25 protein-coding genes are annotated in these 26,562 nt (G+C 70.8%); 13 read left to right on the top strand and 12 right to left on the bottom strand.

From position 1 onward, the window contains the following. Positions 1-39: 39 nt before the first annotated feature. Positions 40-501, top strand: coding sequence for a VOC family protein (locus IEY82_RS19490; RefSeq protein WP_189125579.1), 462 nt, complete (start codon positions 40-42; stop codon positions 499-501). A 43-nt stretch (positions 502-544) separates the two neighbouring features. On the opposite strand, the gene IEY82_RS19485 is transcribed toward IEY82_RS19490, so the two are convergent. Then, on the bottom strand, positions 545-952 hold the full coding sequence (locus IEY82_RS19485; RefSeq protein WP_189125578.1) for a RidA family protein: 408 nt from the start codon (positions 950-952) through the stop codon (positions 545-547). 209 nt (positions 953-1,161) lie between these two features. On the opposite strand from IEY82_RS19485, the gene IEY82_RS19480 reads away from it, so the two are divergent. From IEY82_RS19480 to IEY82_RS19465, 4 genes are all read left to right on the top strand, one after another. Then, the gene (locus tag IEY82_RS19480) at positions 1,162-1,671 is read left to right on the top strand and encodes a PadR family transcriptional regulator (RefSeq protein ID WP_189125577.1); all 510 of its coding nucleotides are present in this window, start codon (positions 1,162-1,164) and stop codon (positions 1,669-1,671) included. Next, positions 1,668-2,357, top strand: coding sequence for an ABC transporter ATP-binding protein (locus tag IEY82_RS19475; RefSeq protein WP_189125576.1), 690 nt, complete (start codon positions 1,668-1,670; stop codon positions 2,355-2,357). The genes IEY82_RS19480 and IEY82_RS19475 overlap by 4 nt, the downstream gene beginning before the upstream one ends. Continuing rightward, on the top strand, positions 2,357-4,852 hold the full coding sequence (locus IEY82_RS19470; RefSeq protein WP_189125575.1) for an ABC transporter permease: 2,496 nt from the start codon (positions 2,357-2,359) through the stop codon (positions 4,850-4,852). Before IEY82_RS19475 ends, IEY82_RS19470 begins: the two co-directional genes overlap by 1 nt. A gap of 587 nt (positions 4,853-5,439) precedes the next feature. Continuing rightward, on the top strand, positions 5,440-5,787 hold the full coding sequence (locus IEY82_RS19465; RefSeq protein ID WP_189125574.1) for a histone-like nucleoid-structuring protein Lsr2: 348 nt from the start codon (positions 5,440-5,442) through the stop codon (positions 5,785-5,787). 295 nt (positions 5,788-6,082) lie between these two features. Here the strand turns inward: IEY82_RS19465 and IEY82_RS19460 are convergent, their stop codons facing one another. Then, positions 6,083-6,706, bottom strand: coding sequence for a LysE family translocator (locus tag IEY82_RS19460; RefSeq protein WP_189125573.1), 624 nt, complete (start codon positions 6,704-6,706; stop codon positions 6,083-6,085). Positions 6,707-6,777: 71 nt separating this feature from the next. Between IEY82_RS19460 and IEY82_RS19455 the strand changes: the two genes are divergently transcribed. Continuing rightward, positions 6,778-8,124 (top strand): aminotransferase-like domain-containing protein, encoded by a 1,347-nt coding sequence (locus IEY82_RS19455; protein ID WP_225263361.1) that lies wholly within the window; start codon positions 6,778-6,780, stop codon positions 8,122-8,124. On the opposite strand, the gene IEY82_RS19450 is transcribed toward IEY82_RS19455, so the two are convergent. Further along, positions 8,125-8,781, bottom strand: coding sequence for a TetR/AcrR family transcriptional regulator (locus IEY82_RS19450; protein ID WP_189125670.1), 657 nt, complete (start codon positions 8,779-8,781; stop codon positions 8,125-8,127). Positions 8,782-8,968: 187 nt separating this feature from the next. On the opposite strand from IEY82_RS19450, the gene IEY82_RS19445 reads away from it, so the two are divergent. The 4 genes from IEY82_RS19445 to IEY82_RS19430 all read left to right on the top strand — a co-directional run bounded on the left by IEY82_RS19445 (position 8,969) and on the right by IEY82_RS19430 (position 14,380). Further along, positions 8,969-10,192 carry an oxygenase MpaB family protein gene (locus IEY82_RS19445; protein ID WP_189125572.1) on the top strand — a complete coding sequence of 408 codons (1,224 nt, stop codon included), beginning with the start codon at positions 8,969-8,971 and terminating at the stop codon, positions 10,190-10,192. A 170-nt stretch (positions 10,193-10,362) separates the two neighbouring features. Further along, a complete protein-coding gene (locus tag IEY82_RS19440; protein ID WP_189125571.1) occupies positions 10,363-11,580 on the top strand; it encodes an oxygenase MpaB family protein in 1,218 nt (405 codons plus the stop codon). Beyond that, entirely contained in the window at positions 11,577-13,874 is a 2,298-nt protein-coding gene (locus IEY82_RS19435) for a molybdopterin cofactor-binding domain-containing protein (RefSeq protein WP_189125570.1), read from the top strand. Before IEY82_RS19440 ends, IEY82_RS19435 begins: the two co-directional genes overlap by 4 nt. A gap of 14 nt (positions 13,875-13,888) precedes the next feature. Then, positions 13,889-14,380, top strand: a complete 492-nt coding sequence (locus IEY82_RS19430; protein ID WP_189125569.1) for a (2Fe-2S)-binding protein — start codon at positions 13,889-13,891, stop codon at positions 14,378-14,380. 69 nt (positions 14,381-14,449) lie between these two features. Here IEY82_RS19430 and IEY82_RS19425 read toward each other — a convergent pair whose 3' ends face one another. Genes IEY82_RS19425 through IEY82_RS19415 form a run of 3 tightly spaced genes read right to left on the bottom strand, consistent with a single transcriptional unit; the run spans position 14,450 to position 16,176 of the window. Further along, a complete protein-coding gene (locus IEY82_RS19425; protein WP_189125568.1) occupies positions 14,450-15,250 on the bottom strand; it encodes a VOC family protein in 801 nt (266 codons plus the stop codon). Positions 15,251-15,307: 57 nt separating this feature from the next. After that, positions 15,308-15,721, bottom strand: coding sequence for a VOC family protein (locus IEY82_RS19420; protein ID WP_189125567.1), 414 nt, complete (start codon positions 15,719-15,721; stop codon positions 15,308-15,310). A 5-nt stretch (positions 15,722-15,726) separates the two neighbouring features. After that, positions 15,727-16,176: a helix-turn-helix transcriptional regulator gene (locus tag IEY82_RS19415; RefSeq protein ID WP_189125566.1), complete on the bottom strand. Its 450-nt coding sequence runs from the start codon at positions 16,174-16,176 to the stop codon at positions 15,727-15,729. A 108-nt stretch (positions 16,177-16,284) separates the two neighbouring features. Between IEY82_RS19415 and IEY82_RS19410 the strand changes: the two genes are divergently transcribed. Further along, positions 16,285-17,835, top strand: coding sequence for a cobyric acid synthase (locus IEY82_RS19410; RefSeq protein ID WP_189125565.1), 1,551 nt, complete (start codon positions 16,285-16,287; stop codon positions 17,833-17,835). Positions 17,836-17,845: 10 nt separating this feature from the next. Here the strand turns inward: IEY82_RS19410 and prfH are convergent, their stop codons facing one another. From prfH to IEY82_RS19380, 6 genes are all read right to left on the bottom strand, one after another. Further along, positions 17,846-18,514, bottom strand: coding sequence for a peptide chain release factor H (gene prfH / locus IEY82_RS19405; protein ID WP_189125564.1), 669 nt, complete (start codon positions 18,512-18,514; stop codon positions 17,846-17,848). Next, a complete protein-coding gene (locus tag IEY82_RS19400; RefSeq protein WP_189125563.1) occupies positions 18,511-19,719 on the bottom strand; it encodes an RNA ligase RtcB family protein in 1,209 nt (402 codons plus the stop codon). Before IEY82_RS19400 ends, prfH begins: the two co-directional genes overlap by 4 nt. A gap of 314 nt (positions 19,720-20,033) precedes the next feature. Next, positions 20,034-20,957: an endonuclease/exonuclease/phosphatase family protein gene (locus IEY82_RS19395; RefSeq protein ID WP_189125562.1), complete on the bottom strand. Its 924-nt coding sequence runs from the start codon at positions 20,955-20,957 to the stop codon at positions 20,034-20,036. A 144-nt stretch (positions 20,958-21,101) separates the two neighbouring features. Beyond that, on the bottom strand, positions 21,102-22,241 hold the full coding sequence (locus IEY82_RS19390) for an epoxide hydrolase family protein (RefSeq protein WP_189125561.1): 1,140 nt from the start codon (positions 22,239-22,241) through the stop codon (positions 21,102-21,104). A gap of 118 nt (positions 22,242-22,359) precedes the next feature. Then, positions 22,360-23,157, bottom strand: coding sequence for an LLM class flavin-dependent oxidoreductase (locus IEY82_RS19385; RefSeq protein WP_225263358.1), 798 nt, complete (start codon positions 23,155-23,157; stop codon positions 22,360-22,362). A 70-nt stretch (positions 23,158-23,227) separates the two neighbouring features. After that, entirely contained in the window at positions 23,228-23,644 is a 417-nt protein-coding gene (locus tag IEY82_RS19380; RefSeq protein WP_189125559.1) for a VOC family protein, read from the bottom strand. Positions 23,645-23,757: 113 nt separating this feature from the next. On the opposite strand from IEY82_RS19380, the gene IEY82_RS19375 reads away from it, so the two are divergent. After that, the gene (locus IEY82_RS19375) at positions 23,758-24,771 is read left to right on the top strand and encodes a helix-turn-helix transcriptional regulator (RefSeq protein ID WP_189125558.1); all 1,014 of its coding nucleotides are present in this window, start codon (positions 23,758-23,760) and stop codon (positions 24,769-24,771) included. A gap of 346 nt (positions 24,772-25,117) precedes the next feature. Further along, positions 25,118-26,554 (top strand): rifampin monooxygenase, encoded by a 1,437-nt coding sequence (gene rox / locus IEY82_RS19370; protein WP_189125557.1) that lies wholly within the window; start codon positions 25,118-25,120, stop codon positions 26,552-26,554. The last annotated feature ends 8 nt before the right edge of the window (positions 26,555-26,562 follow it).

The raw sequence follows: 26,562 nt of genomic DNA, 5'->3' as shown, positions 1-26,562 counted from the left end.
TCTGCCCGCAACCGAAATCCGCTACGAACGGAGCAACCGATGAGCCGCCACATCCAGGTCACCTTCGACGCCCATGACCCGCGGGCGCTGTCGTTCTTCTGGCGCGACGTGCTGGGCTACGTGCACCCCGGCCCGCCCGGAGTCGACCTGCCCGAGGGCGCCGACCCGCTGGCCGCGTGGGACGACTTCCTCGCCCGGATCGGCGTGCCGGAGGAGCAGCGCACCACCAGGTCGGCCATCGAGGACCCGGACGGGCACGGCCCACGGCTGTTCTTCCAGCAGGTCCCGGAGGGCAAGGTCGCCAAGAACCGCGTCCATCTCGATGTCCGTGCGGCTCCCGGACTGCAGGGAGAGGAGCGGATGGCGGCGCTGGAGGCCGAGTGCGACCGGCTCGTCGCGCTGGGAGCGTCCCGGGTTCACCGCGAGGAGCCCGAGCCCCCGCTGAGCGCCGGCCACATCGTGATGACCGACCCCGAGGGCAACGAGTTCTGCCTCGACTGACCCGGCTCAGCCGCGGCCGCGCGAGCCCCGGCCGGTGGGCGGTTCAGTCGATGATCGCGGTGGCTTCGATCTCGACCAGATGCTCGGGTACGTCCAGCGCCGCGACGCCCAGCAGCGTGGCCGGGGCCAGCGGGGTTTCGCCCAGCTTCGCGGCCGCCCGGCTGATCCCCTCCAGCAGCAGGGGCATCTTGTCCGGGGTCCAGTCGACGACGTGGACGGTGAGCTTCGCCACGTCGGCGAAGGACGCGCCGACCCCGGCCAGGGCGGTCGCGATGTTGAGGTAGCACTGCTCGACCTGGGCGGAGAGATCGCCTTCGCCGACCGTGACCCCGTCGGAATCCCAGGCGACCTGCCCGGCGACGAAGACCAGCTTCGACCCGGTCGCGATCGACACCTGCCGGTAGACGTCGATCTCCGGCAATCCGCTCGGGTTCACCAGGGTGATGGCCATACCGTCCGCCTCCTTGTTCATGAGCGCCCGAGGGCACCGTTTCTGCGCTTCGCTCTCTTGTGGTTACTCGGGAACTGTAAGAGAGTGCCCGCTGACGTGCAAGAACGCACTTTTAAGTGCCTGGGGAACCTCATGGTGACCGGGCGGCGCGGTGGCATGACGGCCGATCCGGTTGAAGTATGCATACTGCGTATGCATACTTAGTATCCATGTCGATCAGGCACGGGCTGCTCGCTCTGCTCAGCAGGGGGCCCAGATATGGCTACCAACTGCGGGTGGAGTTCGAGGCGTCGACCGGGGCGACCTGGCCGCTCAACATCGGCCAGGTCTACACGACGCTGTCCCGCATGGAGCGCGACGGACTCGTCGAGCCGGGGGAGTCAGATGAGCAGGGGCGGGTGGTCTACACGATCACCGCGGCCGGCCGGGCGGAGATGACGCGATGGTTCAGCACCCCCGTCGTCCAGTCCGACCGGCCGCGGGACGAGCTGGTCATCAAGCTGGCCATGGCCGTCGCCGCCAAGGAGGTGGACGTCGCCGAGGTCATCCGCGGGCAGCGCACCGCGACCATGCGCGCCCTCCAGCAGCTGACCAGGGCCAAGCGCGCCGTCACGGAAGGCGTTGGTCAGCGGCTCGTGCTCGACTCGATGATCTTCCAGGCCGAGGCCGAGCAACGGTGGCTGGACCACTGCGAGGCCGTTCTGAAGGAGGAAAGATGACGGTCGTACGACTGACCGAGGTGACCAGGGTCCACGGCGAGGGGGCGGCGGCCGTGCACGCGCTCAAGGGCGTGAGCCTCGACGTCGACGCGGGGGAGCTGGTCGCGGTCATGGGCCCGTCCGGGTCCGGCAAGTCGACCCTGCTCAACCTCGCGGGCGGGCTCGACCGGCCCACGTCGGGGAGCGTGCACATCGACGAGCGGGATCTGGCCGGCGTGCGCGACCTGGCGGCGCTGCGCCGCCGCAGTGTCGGCTACGTCTTCCAGGACCTCAACCTGATCACGTCGCTGACGGCGGCGGAGAACGTGATGCTGCCGCGTGAGCTCGACGGCGTGCGGTCACGTGTCGCCCGCGAGGAGGCCATGGCCGTGCTGACGGAGATCGACGTGGCAGACCTGGCCGACCGCTTCCCCGAGGAGTTGTCCGGCGGCCAGCGCCAGCGGGTCGCGATCGCCCGCGCTCTGGTCGGCGAGCGGCGCCTGCTGCTGGCCGACGAACCGACCGGTGCGCTCGACACCCGCACCGGCGACGAGATCCTGCGCCTTTTACGCGCTCGCTGTGACGCGGGCGCGGCGGTGCTGCTCGTCACCCACGAGTCGCGCTACGCCGGCTGGGCCGATCGCGTGGTGTTCCTCCGCGACGGGATGATCACGGACTCCACGGACGCGTCGCTGGTGAGCACCTGATGGCCGCCCTGATCGCCGCGCTGCGCATCGCCCGCCGGAGCGCGTGGCGTTCCCGGGGACGAAGCGCGCTCATCATGGTGATGATCGGTCTGCCGGTCTTGGTGATCACTGCGATTCTCACCCTCACCGAGACCATGACCGTCACTTCGCAGGAGAGGCTGGTGGCCGAGCTCGGCGCGGCCGACGCCCGCCTCGTGCAGGCACCCGAGGGTACGGAGCTCCAGCAGCGGCCGGGCGGCGGGGGGCGCTGGAGCACGGGCGTCGACGGGGCGGCCGAGCCCAGGCTCGGCGCCGCCGAGGTGGTGGCGCTGCTCGGACCGGGCGCCCGGCTGATCCCCTTCAACACCGGCGAGCTCCGGCTGGGCACCGAGCGGGTCGACGCGCTGGAGACCGACCTGCGCGACCCTCTTACCAGGGGGATGCTGACGTTGAGCGAGGGCAGGCTTCCCGCCGCCGGTGAGGTCGCGGTGACACCCGCGTTCGGCCTGCGGCCCGGCGACCTCCTGCGGCCATCCGGCGCGGCGCCGCTGACGGTCGTGGGCGTGGTCGAGCACCCGCACCAGCCGTCGCTTCGGCAGGTCGTGGGGCTGGACCTCCCATTGACGTCGTCGGACGAGTTCTGGTCTCCGCGCGGGTACGGCACCGGCTGGCTCGCCGACACCGCGAAACCCGTGCCCTGGACCGACGTGCCCACGCTGAACAAGGCCGGTCTGCACGTCACCTCCCGCGCCACGATCATGGACTCGTCGCGTTTCGAGGTTCGTCCCTTCGACATCCGGCAGAAGGTCGGCATCGGCATCATGGTGATCATGGTGGTGCTGGAGACCGTGCTGCTGGCCGGGCCCGCCTTCGCGGTCGGGCTCCGGAGAAGGCGCCGGGAACTGGCCGAGATCGCGGCGCAGGGCGGCTCGGCCGGGCACCTGCGGACGATCGTGCTGGCCGACGGACTGGTCCTCGGTGGCACGGCCACCGTCATGGCGACGGTGCTGGGCATCGGGGCCGGGGTGCTGGGCGCGCCTGTCGTGGCGCGCTGGGGAGGGCAGGTCGGTTCGCCGGGAGTGCCGTGGACGCCTGTTCTGGCGGTCGCCGCGCTGGGCCTGCTCGCCGGGCTCGTGGCGGCGTTGGTGCCCGCCGTACAGGCCGCTCGGCAGGACACCGCGACCGTGCTGGCCGGCCGCGCGCCCGCGGTGGCCGGTCGGCGGGGCTGGCCCCTGGCGGGGGCCGCGCTGGTGCTGGCCGGGCTGGTGGCGACCGTGGTGGCGTGGCGCCGGCCGGACTCGGTGTGGGTGCTCGCCTCCGCGGTGCTGGTCCTGCTCGGGCTGGTGGTGCTGACGCCGTGGCTGGTCCGTCTCACCGGCCGGCCGGCCGGGTGGTTGCGGCTCCCGCTGCGGGTGTCCGTACGCGACGCGGTCCGTCACCGAACCCGGACGGCGAGCGCGGTGGCGGCCGTCATGGCGGTCACGGCCACGGTCGTCGCGATGGGCATCGGCACCCACAGCGAATACGTGCACGGGCGCAACGCCTACACCTCGGCGCGCCCGACCGGCATGCTGGCGATCTGGGGCGGCAATGTCGGCGACGCGTCCTGGGACAGGCTGCGCGCCGAAGCGGCCCGCCTGCTGCCGGGCGTGCCGCTGGCCGCCGGTTATCACGCGAAGGACGCCCAGGGTCGCCGGTACGCGCTGCGGTACACGGTGCGATGGAACGGGATCCGGACGCGTCGCACCGTGGCCATCGGTGACCAGGATCTGCTCAGGCTCCTGCAGGGGCGCCACGACCCGCGGACGGCGGCGGCGCTGGCGAGTGGCAAGGCCGTGGTGTTCGACGCGGCCGCGGTGCGGGACGGCAAGCTGACGCTGCGGGCGAGCTCCACGTCCGGCCCTCCGCGCACGCTCGACGTGCCCGCGGTGACGGCCACACCCGCCGACGAGTACCAGGGCGGTGCCCTGCTGCCGCGCGCCCTGGTCGAGCAGGCCGGTTTCGCCACGGCGGAGCGCCAGCTCTACGCCATGCACCAGCCGCCGGCCGACTCACCGTTGTGGCGCGAACTCACCAAGGTGACCGCCAAAGTCACGATCGCCTTCGAGCACGGCCACCGCAACGTGTCCGAGCCGGGCCTGTGGGGCTGGCTCGGCGGCGCTCTCGTCCTCGTCGTCGGCGGGACACTGGCCGCCACTCGCCTGGCGGCCGCCGACATGCTGCCTGAGCGGGCGACCATGATGGCCATCGGCGCCCCGCCCTGGACGCTGCGCATGGTCGTGGCCGGTCAGGCTCTCTACATCTCGGGGCTCGGCGCGCTGGTGGGGTTGGTCGCGGGCGTGGTGACGGGGGTGGCGCTGAGCCGGCCGATGACGACGCACGGCGCCGGAGGTCCCGCCACGATCGCCATACCGTGGCCGTTCGTGATCGCCGTGGTGGTCGGGCTGCCCGTTCTGGCGACAGTGGCGGCGCTGATCACCCGGACCAGACTGCCCCTCGTCCGCCGCCCCCTGTGACTCAGCCGATTTCCACTGAGTTACCAGGTGCGTTCATCGGGTTGCGGGGCTTGCCGCCGCACCTCGCCGCCGCTGCGGCAAATCGTTTGAATTCGACTTTGACAGTGGGAACCTCATCAGGATGAGCCGCGGACGGGATATCGCCGTCCGCGGCGACCCGGCGACGAGGACCGCTGACGGACCAGGAAGTGCGGACATCCAGGGCTGTCGCGGCCGTGGCCCATCCGTCCTGACCGCGGCGGCGAACTGAAACGGTCAGGACGGACCCGGAGGTCGGGGCGCGCTCGGCGCCGGGCGAGCGTGTGGCTTACTCCCGCTGGTCAACGCCAGGTGAGAGGAGTGGAGTCATAACCAAGGTGCTCGTGTGGGCGCGTGAAGGGGGGAGTTCGGGGAAGGGCTTCGCGTGTTCGCGGATCGACACGGTTGGCGGCGGGCCGCGCGTTCCCGGTCGGGGAAGTGTGATGAATGACTTCACGCGACGACAGTTCGGTGACTTCGTCGCTTGGGCACAAAGGCTCTAGGCTGCTCTTGCTCTACTGAAGACCGCTACAGTAGCCAACATTCCTATCGAGCATGGAGTGCCCAGCATGGCCAAGCAGATTCAAGAGATTTTCATTGACGACCTCGACGGGACCCCGATGGAGTCCGAGAACATCGTCAAGTTCGGTCTCGACGGCGTCGCCTACGAGATCGACCTGGGGGAGAAGAACGAAGAAGCCCTGCGTAAGGCTCTGTCGCCCTTCATCACCAAGGCTCGCGCGGTCCGGACTGAGCGGACCGGCCGAGGGCGGCGCGGAGCCGGTGGCAGTGCTCGTACCATGAGCCGGGAGAAGTCTGCCGAAATCCGGCAGTGGGCCAAGACGCACGGCCTGCCGGTGAGCGAGCGAGGGCGCATCGCCTCCACGGTGGTGGAGAAGTACGAGGCCGCCCACTAGGGCTCGCACGACGTGTCAAGGCGCATGGCTTGCCGGCCTGGGCGCTGTCACCTGAATTGCCGTGAGCTGGATCAGAGGTAGGACGTAGACCCGTGCCGCAGGCGGACTTCGCCTGCGGCATTTCTCTGTTCGTCGGTGCTTGTTACTATTTTACTTTGCAAAGGGCGTCGATTTTGGCAAAATCCTCATCGACTGATCCAAAAACCAAACATCTACAAGGATGACCGGCGTCTTGAGCTGATCGGCCGACGGGGTCAGTGAGATCGCCCGGAGCCTCGCAGGCTGCGAGCCGTGCTCAGGTGAAGGCCAGCGTCAGGGCGAGGACGGCGAGGAGTGAGCCCATGGTGAGGCGTTGGGTGCGCAGCCAGGAGGGGTGGGTCGACAGGAAGCCGGCGATGCCGCCGGCGGCCAGCACGATCGAGAGGTTGACCAGGAGGGCGACCGCGATCTGGATGCCGCCGAGGGTGATGCCCTGCAGGAGGGTGTTTCCTCGGTCGAGGTCGATGAACTGCGGGATGATCGCGACGTACAGGAGTGCGATCTTCGGGTTGAGCAGGTTGGTCATCAGGCCCATGAGGAAGAGCCGTAGCGGAGGGTCGGGTGGCACGTCCTGTGTCGCGAAGACGGATGCTCCGCCGGGCTTGAGCGTCTTCCAGGCCAGCCACAGGAGATAGAGGGCTCCGGCGATCCGGATGGCGGTCAGAAGTTCGGGGACCGCGGCGAACAACACCGCCAGGCCGAGGTTGGCCCCCACCAGGTAGACGAGGAAGCCCGCCGCGACCCCGCCCAGCGAAATGATCCCGGCTCGCCGTCCCTGACTTGTGCTCCGGGACACGAGGTACATCATGTTCGGCCCCGGCGACAGCACCATTCCGAGCGCCACGGACACGACGCCGAGCACCGCGCTCTGTTCAATCATGTGAAAAAGCTATCGATGGGGCAATCTCAGTACAATATTTGGAATTGTACTCGGAGCAATGTCGTGTTTGGATGGCGGATGTGGAGGATTATCGTCGGGTTGCCGATTCTGTCGCCGCGGAGATCGGGGCGGGGAGGCTGCGGCCGGGGGATCGGTTGCCTCCGCAGCGGGTCTTCGCGCGGCGGCATGGCATCGCCAACTCCACCGCCGCCCGCGTCTACGGTGAGCTGGCTCGCCGTGGCCTGATCGTGGGGGAGGTCGGGCGCGGCACTTTCGTGCGGGCCGCCGCTCCGCGGCCGGGGTTTGCGCTGGTCGAGCCCGCGGGCAGCAGGGTCGATCTTGAGCTCAACTATCCGGTGGTGCCCGGGCAGTCGACGCTGCTCGCCGATGGCATCGGTCCGTTGCTGCGTGCGGATGTGCTGGAGTCCGTGATGCGGCCGGTGGGGGCGGCGGGCACTCCGCTGGCGCGGGGCATCGTCGCCGATCTGCTCGCGCGTGGGGAGTGGCGTCCGGATCCGGAGCGGTTGTTGTTCGCGGGCAATGGTCGTCAGGCGGTCGCGGCGGCGATCGCCGCGTTGGTGCCTCCGGGTGCGCGGCTCGGGGTGGAGGCGCTCACTTATCCGGTGCTGAAGGGGATCGCGGGCCGGATCGGGGTCACGCTGGTTCCGTTGCGGGTCGATGCGGCTGGTCTGGATCCCGCGGCTGTCGAGGTCGCCGCGCGTAGGGCGTCGCTGAGGGCGGTCTATGTGCAGCCGACGTTGCACAATCCGCTTTCGGTCAGTATGCCGGTGGAGCGCAGGGCTGAGTTGGCGGGTGTTCTGGCGCGTCTGGATGTGTTTGCGATCGAGGATGCCGTCTGGTCTTTTCTTCGTGAGGATTTGCCGCCTTTGGCTGCTTTTGCGGCTGAGCGCACGGTCCTTGTCGACAGTCTTTCGAAGCGTCTGGCGCCGGGTTTGTCGCTTGGCTTCGCCGTCATGCCTGGCTCCGTTGTGGCGGGGGTGGGGGCGGCGTTGCGGTCGGGTGGGTGGACGCCGATGCGGTTCGCGCTGGAGGCGGCGACTCGGTGGTTGACCGATGACACCGTGCGGTCGGTGGCCCGGGCCAAGCGGCGGGATGCGGCTCTGCGTCAGGAGATAGCCGCTCGTCACCTGGAGGGTTTCGCGATCCGCAGCGACCCGCGTTCTTATTACTGCTGGTGGGAGCTTCCGTCGCCGTGGCGGGCCGACACGTTCGTGGCGGCCGCCGCGCGGCATGACATCGCGGTGACTCCTGCGGCGGCTTTCGCCGTTGGCCGCAACAGTGCTCCGAACGCGATCCGTCTCGCTCTTGCCTCGCCTTCTCCGGAGGTCTTGTCGTGGGCCTTGGCCACCCTGGCCGACCTTGCCCGATCGACGCCGGACGATCTGGTGGCGGAGTGATCAGCCGGGGGAGCCGGTCGGCCGCAGCATGGGGACGAGGAACTGCCGGGCCACCGCGGCGAGTTGGTCGTCGTCGTCGAGGTCGATGATGAGACTCGGGATGGCCAGGAAGGAGGCGGAGACTCGGACCATCAGTTCGGCCACGAGGTCGGTGTCGAGGTCGCCTGACACGTTGCCGGCGTGTTGTTCTCTGCGGAGCTGGCCTGCGACGAACTGTCGCACGGTGGCGAGGGTCCGGCCTCCGTCGCTGGTCATGGAGGGCACCAGCAGGTCGGGTTCGGCGGCGATCAGGCCGCCGATCAGTGGGTTGTTCCGGATGGCGCGCAGCGAGCTGACGAAGCCCAGGATCACTCGGTCGGCGGCGGTGTCGGCCTGCTCGATGTCGATGAGGAACTGGTCGAAGTAGCGGCGGAACTCTCGGCGTACCACGTGTTCGACCAGCACGTCCTTGGTCGCGAACCGGCGGTAGACCGTGATCCTCGAGACCTTCGCGTGGCGGGCCACGTCTTCCATCGTGGATCGGCGGATGCCCATCCGGCAGAACTGGTCGTATGCCGCGTCGAGGATGCGGGCCCGTGTTTCGTCCGTGTCGTCGACGCGTTCGACGGCATCAGAGTAGGCGCGCTCCAGCAACGACTCTGAGTCTGGCGGTGCCATGAGCCCGGACAGCGCAGATTCCACGATCACCTCCTGTCTTTGATTCTGACTCAATCCGCAACAGTCCACTTCGCGGTCTTGTGATGCGTCTCACAGTGTGCTGTCATGAACGATGATACGCGGAATCGTTCCTTGTTTCATCGTATCAGGCGGTTGTGTCGCGGCTCCGACGAGGAGGAACGAAGGGATGGACAAACTCAGCAGGCGCAACGTGCTGAAGGCGGGCGGGGCGTTGGGCGCACTTGGTGCGCTGAGCGTCGCGACGCCGGCGCACGCGCTCCCGCCCTGGACGTGGTCGGCCCAAGGCTCGGTGGCGGGCGCGGGGACAGGCACCGATCCGCGGTGGGTGTGGGACGAGCAAGCCGACCCGCTGGTCGCCTCGCTGCTCGACCGAGGTGACGTGCCCAGGGTCAACCAACTGTTACGGACCTGGACCAAGAACGGCCAGCCGTTACCGGCCGGGCTGCCGGCCGACCTGCGGGACTTCATGGAGCAGGCCCGCCAGCTGCCGTCATGGGCCGACCACGGCAAGCTCGCGACCGCGTTCCGGTTCAACGAGAAGCGCGGGCTCTACCTCGGCGTGTTGTACGGGCTGGCGAGCGGCATGATGAGCACCGTCATCCCGAAGGAGGCGCGCGCGGTCTACTACTCCCAGGGCGGCGCGGACATGAAGGACCGCATCTCCAAGACCGCCAAACTCGGGTACGACATCGGCACCCGGAACGCCTTCGCGGCTGACGGCGAGATGATCGTGACCTGTGTCAAGACCCGTCTGGTGCACGCGGCGGTGCGACACCTGCTGCCGCAGTCGCCGTACTGGCCGAACGTCGCCGACGAAGAGATCCCGATCAGTCAGCGGGACATGATGGTCACCTGGCACAGCCTGCCCACGACCGTCATGCAGAAGCTGAACGCGTGGAAGGTGCCCATCCCCGCCGCCGAGTCCGCGGCGTTCCTGCACTCGTGGCAGCTGGGCGGGCACATGCTGGGCATCAAGGACGAGTACCTCCCGGCGTCGTGGGCCGAGGCCAACGCCCAGGCCGACCAGGTCCTGAAGCCGGTGCTCGCTCCGACGCCCGAAGGCATCAAGCTGGCCGACATCCTCCTCAACCTCGGTGCCTCGGTCGACGCGGGCATCCTCAGCAAGCCCATTCTCGGCGCGTTCACGCGCTTCCTGCTCGGTGACCAGATCGCCGGATGGCTGAAGATCGGCAGGGAGCCCATCTGGGACCCGTTGCTCAGGCTGTCCTGGGGGCCCTTCATCGCCGTCCGCGAAGGGCTGCTTCCCTTCCCGCTGGCGCCGGAGGCCTACTGGCTCTTCGACGAGTTCCTTCGTAAGGCGGCGCTGCTCTTCCTGTCCGAGGCGCGGCCGATCAGCATCGAGATCCCGGACACCAACCGCCCCTCCTGAATGCGGCGGTCTGAATGCTCGGCCCGGAATTTTCGTTTCCGGGCCGAGTTCTTCCGCGCCACGCTTCTCCGTTGGAGAGGTGCGTACGGAAAGCCTCGATGTCTTTGTCCAGATATACAGATCCACGCTCGTAGCGGTATGTCACCACGTTCGGGAAAGGAGCTCACGGCATGGCGGAGCTGAGCAGACGCAGGATGCTGATCTCGGGTGGCGCCTTGGGGGCGCTCGGGGCGCTGGGGATGGCGTCCCCGGCGGAGGCCCTGAAGGCGTGGACCTGGGCGCCGAGCGGTTCGATCGCCGGCTCCGGCGCCGGGACCGATCCGCGGTGGGTGTGGGACGAGGAGGCCGACCCGCTGGTCGCCTCGCTGATCGATCGCGGTGCCGTGCCCGAGGTCAACCGGCTGCTGTGGGACTGGAACCGCAACGATCAGCCCTTACCCGACGGGCTGCCGGCCGATCTGCGGGCCTTCATGGAGAAGGCGCGGCAGCTGCCGTCGTGGGCCGATCAGGGCAAGCTGAACACCGCCGCCCAGTTCAACAAGTCCAGAGGGCTGTACCTCAACCTGCTCAACGGAGTGGGCGGCGGCATGCTGAGCACCGCCATCCCCAAGGAGGCCCGCGCGGTCTACTACTCCAAGGGGGGCGCGGACATGGAGGATCGCGTCGCCAAGACCAGCATTCTGGGATTCGCCGTCGGAGCCCTCAACGCCTACCGGCCCGAGGGCTCCTGTGTGGTCGAGTCCGTGAAGACCCGGCTGGTGCACGCGGCGGTGCGGCATCTGCTGCAGCAGTCTCCTCACTGGGGCGGGGACATTCCGATCAGCCAGGAGGACATGCTGGTCACCTGGCATACCCTGCCGACCTTCGCCATGCGCAAGATGCTCGAATGGCAGGTGCCGATCAGTTCCGCGGACTCCGAGGCGTATCTGCACGTGTGGCAGGTGACCGCGCACATGCTCGGCATCAAGGACGAGTACATCCCTTCCACCTGGGCCGCGGCCAACGCCCAGTCGGACCAGATCCTGCCTCGTAACATGGGCCCGACGCCCGAGGGTGTGGAGCTGACCGACATCCTGCTGGGTCAGCTGGCCGAGCAGACCAGTCCGGGCAGCATCAGCCGTCCGCTGTGCAATGCCCTGGCCCGTTATCTGGTCGGTGACCAGGTGGCCGACTGGGACGGCATCAGGCGTGAGCCGGTGTGGGGGCCGCTGATCAGTTCCGCCTGGCCGAAACTGGTGAAGTTCCGCGAGGGGCTCATTCCGCTGCCGTTGGTGCCCAGTGTCGCCTGGGTGATCGACGAGGCCGTGCGGCAGTACATCCTGTTCTTTCTCACCAAGGGCAAGGAGACCAAGATCGAAATCCCGACGACGAACCGTCCCGGCTCATGACGGGATCGAACGGCGGCGGGCTCGACGAGGCCATCGGGCGGCGGCGGTTCCTCGGGTACGTGCTGGCGGCTCCGACTCTGGTGGCCGCCGCCGAGCTGGTTCCCGCGACCTCGGCGGCCGTCGCCCCGTTGCCTTCGCCGGAGCTCACGCAACTGCTCGACCTCAACGATCTGATGACGGCGGCGGCGCTGCCCACCTCGGGTCTCATCTCGGTGGAGGTCAGGCCGGACGGCACGGTGTCGTTCGCGTTGCCGCGGGCCGAGGTGGGGCAGGGCATCACCACGTCGACGGCCATGCTGATCGCCGAAGAGATGGCCGTGCCGCTGGACCGGGTGCGGGTGACGCTGGCCGATGCCCGGCCTGAGCTGGTGTTCAACCAGCTCACCGGCGGGTCGAACACGACTTTCGCAACGTACACCCCGATTCGGGTGGCCGCCGCCGTCGCCCGGCTTCGGCTGCTGGAGGCCGCGGCGGCCGAACTGGGTTCGGCGGTCGGCGATCTGACGCTGAAGGCGGGTGTGGTCACCGATCGCTCCGGCCGGGGCGTCGGCATCGGCGCGCTCGCCGAGAAGGCCGCGAGTGCCCGGACCCGGCAGGTGTCGGTGGAGCTCACGCCTCGCCGGGACTTCACCGTCATCGGCAGGCCGCACAGCCGGGTCGACGCTCTGGACGCGGTGACCGGGCGCAAGAAGTTCGCCATGGACCTCGACGTCCCGGGCGCGAAGCCGACGATGGTGTGCCGTCCGCCGACCATCAACGGCAAGGTCGGTTCGGTGGCCAACCTCGCCGAGGTCCGCGCCATGCCGGGCGTCACCGATGTCGTGGTGATCTCCACCGGGGTGGCGGTGCGCGCCGAGACCTTCGGCCAGTGCGTCGACGCCGTACGCGCCCTGAAGGTCACCTGGAGGGCCGGCACGGCGGCGGGGAAGTCCGACGACAGCGTGCTGCGGCAGTTGGAGGCCGCGGAGCTGCCGCTCGGGCTCAGGCCGCCGACGCCGATCGTGGAGGGCAAGTTCACCTTCTACTTCCGCAGCAACAGCGCGCTGGAGCCCAACTGCGCGATCGCCGACGTACGGGCCGACCGTGCCGAGATCTGGTCGGCGCTGAAATCGCCCATCGTCGCCCAGCAGGCCATCGCCGCCAAGCTGAACCTGCCGGCCGGCAGGGTCACCGTGCATGTCGTCGAAGGCGGCGGTTCGTTCGGGCGCAAGCTGTTCTTCGACGCCGCGCTGGAGGCGGCCGAGGTGTCGCAGAAGGTCGGTAAGCCGGTCAAGCTCATGTGGCATCGCGCCGACGACGCGCGGCAGGGCCGCACTCACCCCATGGCCACCTCGCGGGTGCGGGTCGCCTACCTCGGTGACACCGTGCTGAGCTACAAGCAGCGGCACACCAGCGTCTCCACCGATCTGGGTCACGGGCTGGGCGAGATCATCACCGCGATGGCCGCGCGGCTTCCGGTGGGCGACATCGGTTTCTCGCAGACGTTCTTCCATCTCAGTCAGGCGATGTCCTACGATTTCGGCGCCAGTAGCCAGCTGCTCAGCGAGACGGACAAGAGTTTCAACACCGGCAGCATGCGCAATGTCTACTCGCCCGACGTCACCTGCGCCCGGGAGCTGATCGTCGATCAGCTCGCCGCCAGGATGGGCAAGGATCCCTACCGGTTCCGGCATGCGTTCCTGCGCGACGACCGTTCCCGGGCGGTCCTGGCGAAGGCGGCCGAAGCGGGCGGCTGGGGGCGGGCGATGCCGGCCGGTACCGCGCAGGGCATCGCGTTCCACGCCGAGTACAAGGGGGTCAGTGCCGCGCTGGTGGAGATCGACTGCCGGCCGGAGACCGTCAACCGGCCCGTTCGCGAGGGTGTGAGCGGGCCCCGTGTCACCAAGGTCGTCTTCGTGGTGGACGTGGGTCTGGCCGTCAACCCGCGCGGGCTGGAGGCGCAGATGATGGGCGGCGTCATGGACGGCATCGCGCTGGCCCTGACCTCCAGCCTGCACTTGCGCGATGGCCACTTCCTGGAGGCGAGCTGGGACAACTACTTCTACACCAGGCAGTGGAACACGCCGCCCGAATTCCGGGTGATCGTCATGCCGAGCACGTCGGAGACGCCCGGCGGGGCCGGCGAGCTGGGCGTCGCCGCGTCGATGGCCGCGGTCGCGTGCGCGTACGGCCGCGCGGTCGGGACGATGCCCACCAGCTTCCCGATCAACCACGGCACGCTCTCCTTCACCCCCAAGCCGACCATCCCGCCCGTGCCGCCGTCTCCCACCGACGGCCTGGACCACGCCCGCTGAGCAAGGAGTTGCGAGTGCCTGAGTTCACCTTCCGCGTCAACGGCGAGCAGGTCACCGTCGATGTCGCCGGCGACGTGCGGCTGCTGTGGGTCCTGCGCGACATCCTCGGCATCACGGGGCCGAAGTACGGCTGCGGCATCAACGTCTGCAAGGCGTGCACCAGCCATCTCAACGGCAAAGCGGTCAACCCGTGCGCGATCCCCGTCGAAGATCTTCAGCCGGCCGACGAGGTCACCACCATCGAAGGGCTGCCGGCCACGGTCGGCAGGGATCTGCATCCGATGCAGCAGGCCTGGCTCGACCATGATGTCGCGCAGTGCGGCTACTGTCAGCCCGGCCAGATCATGGCGGCGGTGGCGCTGGTGCGCCGGGCCGCCGCCGAAGGCCGTACGATCACCGACGCCGATCTCGACGGTCTGCGCAACATCTGCCGCTGTGGCACCTACGTGCGCATCCGCGCGGCGATCAAGGCCGGCGCCGCCGCCATGGGAGGTGGGCCTGCTTAGCGCTGTGACGGCGGCGGGGAGGCGGGCGTTCCAGCGCCGCGCGCGCCGGCCCTCACCCTGGGGGCCGGCTCAGGCGGGTGTGGTGATGCGCCAGTGGTGGCCGTCGGGGTCGGTGAAGTGCCCGGCGTAGTCGCCCTGGCCGGTCTGGGCCGCTGGGGCGGTGACCCGGCCGCCGGCGGAGTCCGCGGCGGCGAGAAGAGCGTCGACGTCGTCGCAGGTGGCGGCGGTGTGGGTGAGGACGAGCGCGGAGAAGCCGTCGCCGTGCTCGTCGACGCCGGCGTCCTTGGCGAGGGCCTTGCGGGGCAGCAGGCCCAGCCGGCACGCGCCGTCGGCGATGGTGAAGTCGATGAACTTGTCGCCGTAGTCGCGGTCGACGTTCATGCCCAGCTTCTCGTAGAACGCCTTGGACGTCTTCGGCTTGGCGACGCCGAGGAAAAGCGCGGTCTCGGTCGGCTTGGGAGGGTCGGGGGCGAGATCCGTGTCCTTGCTGGAGGCGGCGGCCAGCTTCCAGACGGCTCCGTCGGGCGCCTGGTAGACGGCGACGAACTCGCCGAAGAGCGCCTTCTTCGCGGGCTTGATGACCGTGGCGCCGTTGGCGGTGGCGGCCTGGAGGAGGGCCCTGACCTCGGCGGGCCGGCTGACGATGCAGGACAGGACGTAGCCGCGGAAGCCCGAGGTCGCCGGGTTCGCGGCGGAGTCGGCGGCGAGTGCGCCGATCTGGCGCAGGGCGAGCCGTCCGGTGCCGTGGAGGTTCAGGCGGGCGGTGTGGTCGTCGTCGGTGGCCGTGGCCGAGAACGCGGAGGTGTAGAAGGCGCGTGCGGCTTCCACCTGCGGTACACCGATCGTGATGATGTCGAGAGCGAGCGCCATCGGGTGATTCCTTCGTGCTGTCGGGGGCCGGTCGGTCTGGCGGTGGGAGTGGCCGGCTCAGCCGGGTGAGCCGGTGATGCGGACGAGGTTGCCGGCGGGGTCGCGAAAGGCGCAGTCGCGGATGCCGTAGTCCTGGTCGATGGGCTCCTGGACGACCTCGGCGCCCGCGGCCTGGAGGCGGTCGAAAAGTCCGTCGAGGTCGTGGGTGGCCAGCGTGATGGCGGTGTAGGCGCCCTTGGTGATGAGTTCCACGATGGTGCGGCGCTCCGCGTCGGTGACGCCCGGATCGGCCGCCGGCGGGTGCAGCACGATCGAGGTGCCGGGCTGGCCGGCCGGTCCGACGGTGATCCACCGCATGTCTTCGTAGCCGTTGTCGGCCCGGACCTCGAAGCCGAGCATGTCGCGGTAGAAGCCGAGAGCGGCCTCGGGGTCGGTGTGCGGGAGGAAGGCGTGATGGATGGTGATGTTCACGCCCGTCACGGTAGGCGTGACTGGCGGGTGCGGGCTTCTCGATTCTTGACCGGTCTGGTCACCTGCTTGCTCAGACACGGCGGAATGCCCGCCGCGGCCTGGGAGTGGTCACGCCGGTAGAGGCTCGGCGGCACGCCGACCAGCTCGGTGAACCTCGTGCTGAACGTGCCCAGCGAGGAGAAGCCCACTGCGAAACACACGTCCGTGACGCTGAGGTCTCCGCGGCGCAGCAGCGTCATCGCCCGTTCGATCCGCCGGGTCATCAGATAGGAGTACGGGGACTCGCCGTAGACGCGGCGGAACTCCCGGCTCAGGTGCCCGACCGACATGTGCGCCGCACGGGCCAGCGTGTCGAGGCTCAGCGGCTTGGCGTAGTCACGATCGATCCGGTCCCGGACACGGCGGATCACGGCGATGTCGCGCAACCGTCGCGCCTCCAGACGCCCAAGGCCCATACGCGCCATCGTGCCACGTCGCCCTGACGCGGGCGACGAGGGCGGCAGGGCCGAGCCCTGCCTGCCCCCGGTAGGGTGGGCATCTTTTGGGGATGCGGGAGGACATCGGTGCGGGGGGCGTTGCTGGTCGCGGGGACCACGTCGGACGCGGGCAAGAGCGTCGTGACGGCGGGCATCTGCAGGTGGCTGGCCAGGCAGGGCGTGCGGGTGGCGCCGTTCAAGGCGCAGAACATGTCGCTCAACTCGTTCGTGACGGCCGATGGCGCCGAGATCGGCCGCGCGCAGGCGGTGCAGGCGGCGGCCTGCGGGCTGCGGCCGACCGCCGACATGAACCCGATCCTTCTCAAACCGGGCAGTGACCGGCGGAGCCAGGTCGTCGTCATGGGCCGTCCGGCGGCCGACGTGGACGCCATGGAGTACGGCGCGCTCAGGGACCGCTTGCGTGCCGTCGCGGTGCAGGCGCTTGAGCGGTTGCGATCACAGTACGACGTGGTGATCTGCGAGGGCGCGGGCAGCCCGGCGGAGATCAACCTGCGCGCGGGTGACATCGCCAACATGGGGCTGGCGCAGGCCGCCGGGCTGCCGGTGATCGTCGTCGGCGACATCGACCGCGGCGGTGTCTTCGCCTCGATGTACGGCACGCTCGCCCTGCTGGACGCGGCCGACCAGGCGCTCGTCGCCGGTTTCGTGGTGAACAAGTTCCGGGGTGCGCGTGAGCTGCTGGAACCGGGGCTCGACATGCTGCGCGCGCTGACGGGCCGGGAGGTCTACGGCGTGTTGCCGTGGCTCGATGGGCTCTGGATGGATGTGGAGGACTCGCTCGCGCTGGACGGCCGCCCGGCGCAGGTGCCGGCGGCGGGCGGGCCGAGCCTGCGGGTCGCGGTCGTCAGGCTGCCGCGGATCTCGAACTTCACCGACATGGACGCGCTGGCGGCCGAGCCGGGGGTGATCGTGCGGTTCGTCACCTCGGCCGCGGAGCTGGACGACGCCGACCTGGTGGTCATCCCCGGCTCGCGGGCCACGGTCGCCGATCTGACGTGGCTCAGGTCGGCGGGCCTGGCTCGGGCCGTACGGGAGCGGGCGGCTCGGGGCGGGCCGGTGCTGGGCATCTGCGGCGGCTACCAGATGCTGGCCAGGACGATTAGGGACGACGTCGAGTCGGGCGCCGGCGTGGTGGAGGGGCTGGGGTTGTTGCCCGCGTTCGTGGAGTTCGCGGCGGACAAGCGGCTGGGGCGTCCGGTGGGGGAGGCGTACGGCTGCCGCGTGGCCGGCTACGAGATCCACCACGGGTCCGTGACCGTCGACTGGCCCGGACACGGGCCGGCCGGTGAGGGCGGCTCGGGTGGCGACGGGGCGGAGCCCTTTCTCGACGGCTGTCGTCTGGGAGCCGTGTGGGGGACGACCTGGCACGGCGCCCTGGAGAACGACGACTTTCGCAGGGCGTTTCTCGTGGAGGTGGCGGCGAGCGCCGGACGGGCCTTCACGCCGGCGCCGGGCACCTCGTTCGCCGCGCTCCGCGAGGCCCGGCTGGACGCGCTCGGCGACCTGGTCGAGCGGCACGTCGACACCGAGGGCCTGACCCGGCTGATCCGGCGGGGTGCTCCGGCGGGGCTTCCCCTGCTGGGTCCCGGAGCGGGTTCCTCTCGCGGAAGCGCGTGAGAGGACCCCGTCAGGTGAGTCGTCGGGGCCGGCGGGTCCGCTCCCGCGGGGCCGGGTCCCGCTCCGGCTGGTCCGGGCGTTCGACGCGGGTGGGGTCGCCGCGTACGAGCTCGTCGTGGATGCGCCGGCGGGAGGCGGTGACGGCGCGCTCCGCCGCCTGGTCGCCGTCCTCGATCCGCTGCCGCAGCAGCCGCAGGGCGATGCGGCGGTTGAGGCTGAACTGTCGTTCGGTGTCGACCACGACGACGATCCCGGAGGGCCGATGGGTCGCACGTACCGCGGTGCTGGCCTTGTTGCGGTGCTGGCCGCCGGGGCCGCCGGTGCGGCAGGCGACGATGTCGACGTCCGCCTCCGCGAACGTCGTGCGGGGGGTGTCGACCTGGCACGGCTGGGCGATGACGTACCAGTTCTTCCGTCCGGTGTTGGAGCGGTAGGGGCTGGGGGCCTGCCAGCACAGGGTTCCGGTCCACGAGGCGGCGAACGCCTCGGCGCCGGCTCCTGTGATCCGGACGAGGACCGACCGGTAGGTGCCGGGCCGGTCACCGGCAACGGTCTGGGCCCGGCTGGTGCGCAGATGTCGCCGGGCGGCGTCGGCTTCGAGGCGGCGCAGCAGCTGGGCCAGCGCCCAGGCGCACTCCTGCGGGCCGCGCCCGGCCGACAGGAGCAAATCGACGGTCACTGCCGGCCTCGCCTGCGGCGCTGGTCGCGGAGGTCGCGATGGCCCTTCCGGGGCGCGGACCCGAGGTCGGCGGTCTTGTAGGTGACCAGGGGGATGGTGGTGGCCACCGGCGTGGCCAGGTCGTGGTCGACGAGGTCGGCGATCACCTGCTCGATGCGTTTGTAGGCCGTCGGCGCCTCTTCGAAGAGCAGCTGGCGGTCGCCGCACACCACCAGCGACCCCACCGGTGTGCGGCGCAGTTCCTCGACCGTGTGCTTGGCCCGGCCCCGGCGCAGGGCGTCCGCGCGTGACATCTTGCGGCCGGCGCCGTGCGCCACGGAATGGCCGGCGTCCGGCCCGGCGTGCGCGGCCACGAGGTAGGAAGGGGTGCCCCTGGTGCCGGCGATGAGCACGTCGCGGCCGTCGCCGGGCGCCGCGCCCTTGCGGTGCAGGTAGATCCCGTCGCGGAGCTCGACCAGGTTGTGGCACTGGTCGACGATCGGCTCGGTGGGCTCGGCCCCCAGCGCGTGGGCGACCCGGGCGGCCATCAGCCGCCGGTTGAGCGACCCCCAGCGTACGGCGTCGTCGTGCATCGCCAGGTAGGCGCCGGGATCAGGGGCGGGGCCCGCGCCGTGGACCTCGGTGTGCGCGCGCAGGATTCGTTCGCCCAGCCCTCGGGAGCCGCTGTGGACGATGAGGACCAGGTCGCCGGCGGCGAGTCCGAGACGGCTCGCGTGGTCGGGCTCGAGGACGGTGCCGATCCGGGCCAGTTCGACGAAGTGGTTGCCCCGGCCGACCGTCCCGAGGCTGTCGACGTGACCGGCGGGAATGTCGCCCTTCAGCACGGCCCACGCCGGGTCGTCGGCGTCCCGCTCAGGGTCCAGCGCCTGATCGAGGTCGGGGAAGCGGGCGGCGAGTTTCTCGGGGTCGGCGCGCTTGAGCTTGATGGGGAACACGGCGATGCCGCAGCCGATGTCGGATCCGACCAGGAACGGGTACAGCGTGGTCGACGCCATGGCGGCGCCGATGGGGGCGCCCTTGCCGGGGTGCAGGTCGGGCATGGCGGCGACGTGCGTCATGCCGTCCAGGGCGGCCACCTGGTGGCACTGCGCGACGGCCTCGGACTCGATCCAGCTCGCGGGGGAGGCGAACACGGTGACGGTGGCCGGCCCCGTGGCCGAGGTCGGCGGCGGGGAGGACTGCTGGTGGGGGTGTCGCTGGGACAAGGACGCTCTCTTCGCTGAACAGGGTGGGGGGCTGGCGGCATCAGGGCGCGCTCGGGCGCCGATGGATCTCGGCGTGGGGGTGCCGTCCGTCAGGAGATCATGGGCACCACGTTTCCGGAGCCCGCGACGGGTGGCAAACGGTTTTCGGCCGTACGGCACGGGGTGCGTCAGCAGGGGAGGGCCAGGCGGAAGCGGTCGCGGAGGCCGGCGAGGGCCTCGCCGCCTCCTGCATCACCGGCGCCATCATGTCGGTCGACGGCGGCTGGACCGCTCACTGAGCACGGACCGCGCGGATGGACTGTCGCGGTCCCCTCTCACGGGAGTCTGACCTCGGCGAACACCGGCCGGTGATCGGTGTGCCGCAGGTCCAGCACGCGGAAGTCCCGCACCGCCATCCGCGAGTCCGCCAGCACGTGGTCGATCGCCACGCCGGGCAGCCGAAACGTCCGGCCCAGCGCCTGCGGCCAGGTCGCCGTGAACCCGTGCCCCATGACGTCGGCCGCGTCCCGATAGCCGGACGCCAGCAGCTCACGCATCGGCAGGTGGTCGAGCGTGGCGTTGAAGTCGCCCGCCAGCAGCCGCAACGCGCCGCCGCCGCGCGGCAGCGCGTCGAGGCCGCCCTGCCAGCACGGTTGCCGGCCGATGCGCTTGGGCGCGCACGGGTGCACGGAGACGATCTCCACGCGGGCCCCGCCGGGGTGCGCGAGCCACGCCCTGGCCTGCCCGAACGCGCCCAGCTTGATCGTCTCTCCGGCCGTCAGCGGATGCCGCGCGTACACGGCGGACCCGCCGACGCCCGGCAGCGGCCGTGTGACGGCGTGCGGCAACGTTGCGCGCAGGCCCGCCGCCTCCAGCCGCCGCATCGCCTCGGGTGTGAGCTCCTGCAACGTCAGCACGTCCGGCCGTACCTGGCCGACCAGGGTCATCAGCTGGGCCGTGTCGGCCTGGCCCACCATCAGGTTGGCCGCCAGCACCCGCATCACCGGCCCGTGCGCGGCCGGATTGCCGTCGGCCAAGGCCCGGGGCGCGACGGCGAGTCCCATCGCCACCACGGCCGCGATCCCCACCACCGCCGCCGCCGGGCGTCTCAGCGCCCACGCCAGGGCCGTGCCGGCCAACGACCCGGCCGCCGCGTAGGGCGTGTAGGCCACCACCGGCACCCACGGCCAGTCCGGCTCGAACCCGCTCAGCCGCACCAGCGCCCACCCGGCGAACGGTACGACGGCGATCCAGCTCATCCATGTACGCACGTCCCTGTATCGCCACAGGGCCCGATACGCGTTCATGAGAAGCCGCGCGATGACGCCGAGGCCGGAGTCGTGGCCGGGACCGTGAACCTCTTCGACGCCGGCCGGTCAGTCCCCGGGGAGACCTCCGGGGCCTCACCGCACCGCGCGGAAGAAGGCCCGGATGTCCTCGACCAGCAGTTCGGGCGTCTCCATGGCGGCGAAGTGGCCGCCCCGGTCGAATTCCGACCAGTGCGCGACGTTGTGCCCGCGTTCGGCGATCCGCCGGACGCCCGGGTCGCCGGGGAAGACGGCGACGCCGTGCGGCACCGTCGAGTACTCGGCGGGGGCGCCCCATGAACTCTGCGACTCCTTGTACAGGCGGGCCGAGGACGCGGCGGTCCCGGTGAACCAGTAGATGCTGATGTCGGTGAGCAGCTGGTCGACGTCCACCGCGTCCTCGGGCAGGTCGCGCGCCGGGTCGGTCCACTCCTTGAACTTCTCGGCGATCCACGCCAGCTGTGCGGCGGGCGAGTCATGCAGGCCGAACGCCAGGGTCTGGGGCCGGGTCGCCTGGATCATCGCGTAGCCGGCGCGGTCCTGATCCTGGTACTGGCCGAGTCGGGCGAGCTCGGCCTCGGTGAGCCCCTCGAACTCGGCCGGGTCGCCGGTGGGGAAGCCGAGGGCGCCGTTGACGTGGACGCCCACGACATGCGCGGTGTCGGCCCGGCCGAGCATCGGTGAGATGACCGCGCCGCTGTCGCCGCCCTGCGCGCCGTAGCGGTGGTAGCCGAGGCGGCGCATCAGCTCGGCCCACGCCCTGGCGACCCGGTTGAGGTCCCAGCCGGGTTCGGTGGTCGGCCCGGAGAAACCGAATCCGGGGATCGACGGGGCGACGACGTGGAAGGCGTCGGCCGGCTCGCCGCCGTGCGCGGCCGGGTCGGTGAGCGGCCCGATGACCTTCATGAACTCCGCGACCGAGCCGGGCCAGCCATGCGTGATGATCAGCGGGAGTGCGTCCGGCTCGGGTGAGCGGACGTGCAGGAAGTGCACGTTCTGCCCGTCGATGGGGGTGGTGAACTGCGGGAACGCGTTCAGCCGCGCCTCGGCGGCGCGCCAGTCGAATCCGGTGCGCCAGTATTCGGCCAGCTGCTGCGCGTAGCCGACCGGGACGCCGTAGGACCAGCCGGCGCCGGGCAGTTCGTCCGGCCAGCGGGTCGCGGCGAGCCGGCCGCGCAGGTCGTCGAGCTGCGCCTGCGGGACATCGATGCGAAAGGGGGTGATCTCCGAAGTCATGCCCCCATCCTCATACGCCTGCGTTCCCACTGGTAGGTTCCCGTGCACCGGCTGGACGTGCGGAATGCAGGCTCAGGGTCCCCGGGGGTGCCGGTGGCCCGGCCGGGCCGTCGGAACGTCAGGCGCGGGCCTGGTCCTGCGGCGTGGCCGAGGGCGCGGGCAGGCCGAGCTTGGCCGCGAGCGCTTCCAGCAGCTCGACCTGCTGCTGCGGGCGGGTGGGCGAGAGATGGAGCGCGATGTGCATCTCGTCGGCGCCGAGTGCGGCGGCGCGGTCGAGGTCGCCCAGCGCGGCTTCGGTGAAGGCGCCGGGGGAGAGCTGATCGTCCCCGAGGGGCGGGATCGTGTTCACCATGACGGTGCCGGCGCCGCCGGCCTGCCGGTACCAGCGGACCTGGGTGCGGGTCTCGTCCCAGTCGACGGCGACGGTGATGAAGCCGTCGCCGAGGCGGGCCGCCCGTTCGATGGTGCGGCGGGTCGTCGCGCCGATGAGCAGGGGGATGGTGCCCGACGGCTTGGGGCCGATCAGGGACGGCGGGATCTGGTAGTGCTCGCCGTGGAACTCGACGGGGTCGGGGGCCCAGCAGGCGCGCATCGCGGCGATGTGCTCGACGAATCCGGCGCCTCTGCGGCCGGCCGGCACCCCCGCCGCGATGAATTCCTCGGGGATGTGGAACGGCGGCAGCCGGGTGCCGCCGCCTTGGCCGATGCCGACGTCCAGCCGTCCCTGGGACAGCCGGTCGAGCGTGGCCAGTCTGCGGGCCAGGATGACGGGGGAGTGGAAGATGGAGTTCAGGATGGCGGTGGTCACGCGGATCCGGCGGGTGTGCGCGGCGGCCCAGGTCAGCATCTCCAGCGAGTCCCAGGCGTGTGACTCGGGCAGGCCCGCGTCGTTGTCCCAGCCCGGTGCGGCGGGCACCGGACCGCTCGTTCGGGAGCGTGGCGAGGGAGGCACACCGGGTGCGTGCCTCCCTCGCCGGGCAGGATGCTCAGTATTCGCTGACGACGTCCAGGACCCAGACGACGCCGAAGCCGTCCCTGAGCATCCCGTAGAGCGGCGCCCACTGCGCGGGCGCCAGCGGCTGCAGGACGGTGGCGCCGGCGGAGAGCCTCTCCCAGTACGCGGTGATCTCCTGAGTGGTCTCGCCCCGGACGGAGAGGAAGAACGCGTTCTCGCCCTGGTTCCACGGCAGGCCCGACGGCACGTCGTAGGCCATCACGTGGAAGCCGTTGTCGGCGAGCACCTGACCCCACATCACCTGGTCCGCCCCGGCGGCGTCCCGCACGTTCCCGGCGTCCTTATAGGTGACGACGGCGAGGTGCCCGCCGAACACGGACTGGTAGAACTCGAGCGCCGCGCGGGCGTCGCCCCGGAAGTTCAGATGGGTGACGGACTTGACGGCCATCTTCGGGCTCCTGACTTTTCGAATGTCGTCTCTGGGCGCCGTTGTCCGGCGCGAGACCACAGTCACAGGGGTAGAGGTCAGGTTGTGGCCGCTTCTCACGGCATCATGGATGCATGCCGAAGACCTCAGCGCGACTGCTGGCGTTGCTCTCGCTGCTCCAGACGCGCCGCGACTGGCCGGGGGCGCTGCTGGCCGAGCGGCTGGACATCAGCCCGCGTACCGTGCGCCGCGACGTCGACCGGCTGCGCGAGCTCGGCTATCCCATCGTGACCTTCAAGGGGCCCGACGGCGGATACCGGCTCGAAGCCGGCACGCGACTGCCCCCGTTGCTGTTCGACGACGAGCAGGCCGTCGCCCTGGCCATCGCGCTGCGGACCGCCGCCACCGCCGGCGCCGGCATCGGGGAGGGCGCGGTGCGCGCGCTCAACACCGTGCGGCAGGTGATGCCCGCCCGGCTGCGCCACCGGATCGACACCCTCCAGGTCACCGCCGTCGAGTGGCCCGCGCTCCGACCGGCCCCGCAGGTCGGCGGCGAGGTGCTCATGGCGCTCAGCGCCGCCGTGCACGCCCGCGAGGTGCTGCGCTTCGACTACACCGCCGCGCCGGACGACGACCACGGTGTCGTGGGCGTCCAGCCGCCGCGCCGGGTGCAGCCCCACCACCTCGTCACCTGGGGCGGGCGCTGGTACCTCGTCGCCTGGGACCTCGACCGCGACGACTGGCGCACCTTCCGCGCCGACCGGATCACTCCGCGCGTCCCTACCGGGCCCCGCTTCGCCCCGCGTGAGCTGCCCGGAGGCGACGTGGCCGCCTTCGTGGCCGCCAGGTTCCGGGGCACCGGCACCGGCACTGGCGACGGATCCGGCGACTGGCCGTGCCGCGGCGAGGTGATCCTGGGCCTGCCCGCCGCCGCCGTGTCCCCGTACGTCCGCGACGGAGTCGTCGAGGAGCTCGGCCCGGACCGCTGCCGGCTCGTCCTCGGCTCGTGGTCCTGGCTCGGCCTGGCCGCCGCCATCGGCAGGTTCGACGCCACCATCGAGGTCGTCGGCCCGGCCGAGCTCAGGGACGCCTTCGCGCACCTGGCCCGCCGCTATGCCGCCGCGGCCGACGGCGTGGGGCTCGGGTAGCGCGAGCGGGGTCCGTCCACCACGGACGACAAGTCCACCACGGACGACAAGTCCACCACGGACGACAAAAGGAAAAAGCAAGGAGGTCATTCGCCTCCCTGCCACTTTCAACGTATAGCGCACCGGGGGGCTTGCGGCAAGACCCGGGGCGTGCTGCAGAATCGTCGGCCGAGGCCGGCACCTGCGAAATCAGGGGCCGCGAACGCACGTGTCCTGGTGCCGGCGTGCGGGCTCGCGGACGTGGAACCGCCCGTGGGGCCCGGGGCGCGATCGCGGGACCCGGCGCCGAGGTGCGGGTGCGCGCGGAGCGGCCGGCCGGAAAACGACCTTGTCGAATAGGGGATTCATGATTGACGTGATCGTCGCCGGTGGCGGACCGACCGGCTTGATGCTGGCCGCCGAGTTGCGGCTGCACGGCGTGCGCGTGCTCGTGCTGGAGAAGGAGACGGAGCCCATCGGGTACGTCCGCGCGCTCGGCCTGCACGTGCGTAGCATCGAGGTGATGGACCAGCGCGGCCTGCTGGAGCGGTTCCTCGCGCACGGCCAGCGGTATCCGGTCGGCGGTTTCTTCGCCGGCATCACCAAGCCCTCACCCGCCCGGCTGGACACCACCCATCCCTACGTCCTCGGCATCCCGCAGCCCACCACCGATCGCCTGCTGGCCGAGCGCGCCGCCGAGGTCGGCGCCGAGATCCGGCGCGGCTGTGAGCTGGTCGGGCTGAGCCAGGACGAGGACGGGGTGAGCGTCGAGCTGGCCGACGGCACGCGGCTGCGCTCGCGCTACCTCGCCGGTTGCGACGGCGGCCGCAGCACGGTGCGGAGACTGCTCGGCATCGGTTTTCCCGGCGAGCCGTCCAGGGCCGACACGCTGCTGGGCGAGATGGAGGTGGCCGTGCCGCCGGAGACGGTGGCCGCCGTGATGGCCGAGGTCCGCAAGACCCAGCTGAGGTTCGGCGCCGGGCCCGTCGGCGACGGCGTGTACCGCGTCGTCGTGCCCGCCGAGGGGGTGGCTGAGGACCGCTCGGTCCCGCCGACCCTCGAGGAGTTCAAGCGGCAGCTGCGGGTGTTCGCCGGCACCGACTTCGGCGTGCACTCACCGCGCTGGCTGTCCCGCTTCGGCGACGCCACCCGGCTGGCCGAGCGCTACCGGAGCGGCCGGGTGCTGCTGGCCGGTGACGCGGCGCACATCCACCCGCCGCTCGGCGGGCAGGGGCTCAACCTCGGCATCCAGGACGCGTTCAACCTCGGCTGGAAACTGGCCGCCGAGGTCGGCGGCTGGGCGCCGGAGGGGCTGCTGGACAGCTACCACGCCGAACGGCACCCGGTGGCCGCCGACGTGCTGGACAACACCCGCGCGCAGATGGAGCTGGTGTCCACCGAGCCGGGTCCCCAGGCGGTGCGCCGGCTGCTGTCGGAGCTGATGGAGTTCGAGGACGTGAACCGCCACCTGATCGAGAAGATCATCGCGATCGGGATCCGCTACGACTTCGGCGGGGGGCACGAGCTGCTCGGCCGGCGGATGCGCGACGTGGGGCTGAAGCGGGGGCGCCTGTACGAGCTGATGCACAACGGCCGCGGGCTGCTGCTCGACCAGACCGGCCGGCTCTCGGTGGCGGGCTGGGCGGATCGGGTCGACCACGTTGTCGATGTCGTCGACGGCGGCGAGGAACTGGACGTGCCCGCGGTGCTGCTGCGGCCGGACGGCCACGTGGCGTGGGTCGGTGAGGACCAACGGGAGCTGGCCGGCCTGCTGCCCAAGTGGTTCGGCGCCGCCGTCGGCTGAGCTCTGCC

Origin of the sequence: Nonomuraea cavernae (assembly GCF_014646355.1) — a bacterium.
Classification (GTDB): domain Bacteria; phylum Actinomycetota; class Actinomycetes; order Streptosporangiales; family Streptosporangiaceae; genus Nonomuraea; species Nonomuraea cavernae.
Note: the sequence above shows the minus strand (reverse complement) of the source record. Positions and strands in the feature narration are given on the sequence as shown.

Coding starts and splice junctions, on each gene's coding strand:
- IEY82_RS19375 (WP_189125558.1), top strand. CDS start 23,758: ATGCCGAAGACCTCAGCGCGACTGCTGGCGTTGCTCTCGCTGCTCCAG.
- IEY82_RS19390 (WP_189125561.1), bottom strand. CDS start 22,241: ATGACTTCGGAGATCACCCCCTTTCGCATCGATGTCCCGCAGGCGCAG.
- IEY82_RS19440 (WP_189125571.1), top strand. CDS start 10,363: ATGGCGGAGCTGAGCAGACGCAGGATGCTGATCTCGGGTGGCGCCTTG.
- IEY82_RS19395 (WP_189125562.1), bottom strand. CDS start 20,957: ATGAGCTGGATCGCCGTCGTACCGTTCGCCGGGTGGGCGCTGGTGCGG.
- IEY82_RS19425 (WP_189125568.1), bottom strand. CDS start 15,250: ATGGCGCTCGCTCTCGACATCATCACGATCGGTGTACCGCAGGTGGAA.
- IEY82_RS19415 (WP_189125566.1), bottom strand. CDS start 16,176: ATGGGCCTTGGGCGTCTGGAGGCGCGACGGTTGCGCGACATCGCCGTG.
- IEY82_RS19435 (WP_189125570.1), top strand. CDS start 11,577: ATGACGGGATCGAACGGCGGCGGGCTCGACGAGGCCATCGGGCGGCGG.
- rox (WP_189125557.1), top strand. CDS start 25,118: ATGATTGACGTGATCGTCGCCGGTGGCGGACCGACCGGCTTGATGCTG.
- IEY82_RS19460 (WP_189125573.1), bottom strand. CDS start 6,706: ATGATTGAACAGAGCGCGGTGCTCGGCGTCGTGTCCGTGGCGCTCGGA.
- IEY82_RS19485 (WP_189125578.1), bottom strand. CDS start 952: ATGGCCATCACCCTGGTGAACCCGAGCGGATTGCCGGAGATCGACGTC.
- IEY82_RS19455 (WP_225263361.1), top strand. CDS start 6,778: ATGGCGGATGTGGAGGATTATCGTCGGGTTGCCGATTCTGTCGCCGCG.
- IEY82_RS19445 (WP_189125572.1), top strand. CDS start 8,969: ATGGACAAACTCAGCAGGCGCAACGTGCTGAAGGCGGGCGGGGCGTTG.
- IEY82_RS19450 (WP_189125670.1), bottom strand. CDS start 8,781: ATGGCACCGCCAGACTCAGAGTCGTTGCTGGAGCGCGCCTACTCTGAT.
- IEY82_RS19380 (WP_189125559.1), bottom strand. CDS start 23,644: ATGGCCGTCAAGTCCGTCACCCATCTGAACTTCCGGGGCGACGCCCGC.
- IEY82_RS19470 (WP_189125575.1), top strand. CDS start 2,357: ATGGCCGCCCTGATCGCCGCGCTGCGCATCGCCCGCCGGAGCGCGTGG.
- IEY82_RS19490 (WP_189125579.1), top strand. CDS start 40: ATGAGCCGCCACATCCAGGTCACCTTCGACGCCCATGACCCGCGGGCG.
- IEY82_RS19480 (WP_189125577.1), top strand. CDS start 1,162: ATGTCGATCAGGCACGGGCTGCTCGCTCTGCTCAGCAGGGGGCCCAGA.
- IEY82_RS19475 (WP_189125576.1), top strand. CDS start 1,668: ATGACGGTCGTACGACTGACCGAGGTGACCAGGGTCCACGGCGAGGGG.
- IEY82_RS19465 (WP_189125574.1), top strand. CDS start 5,440: ATGGCCAAGCAGATTCAAGAGATTTTCATTGACGACCTCGACGGGACC.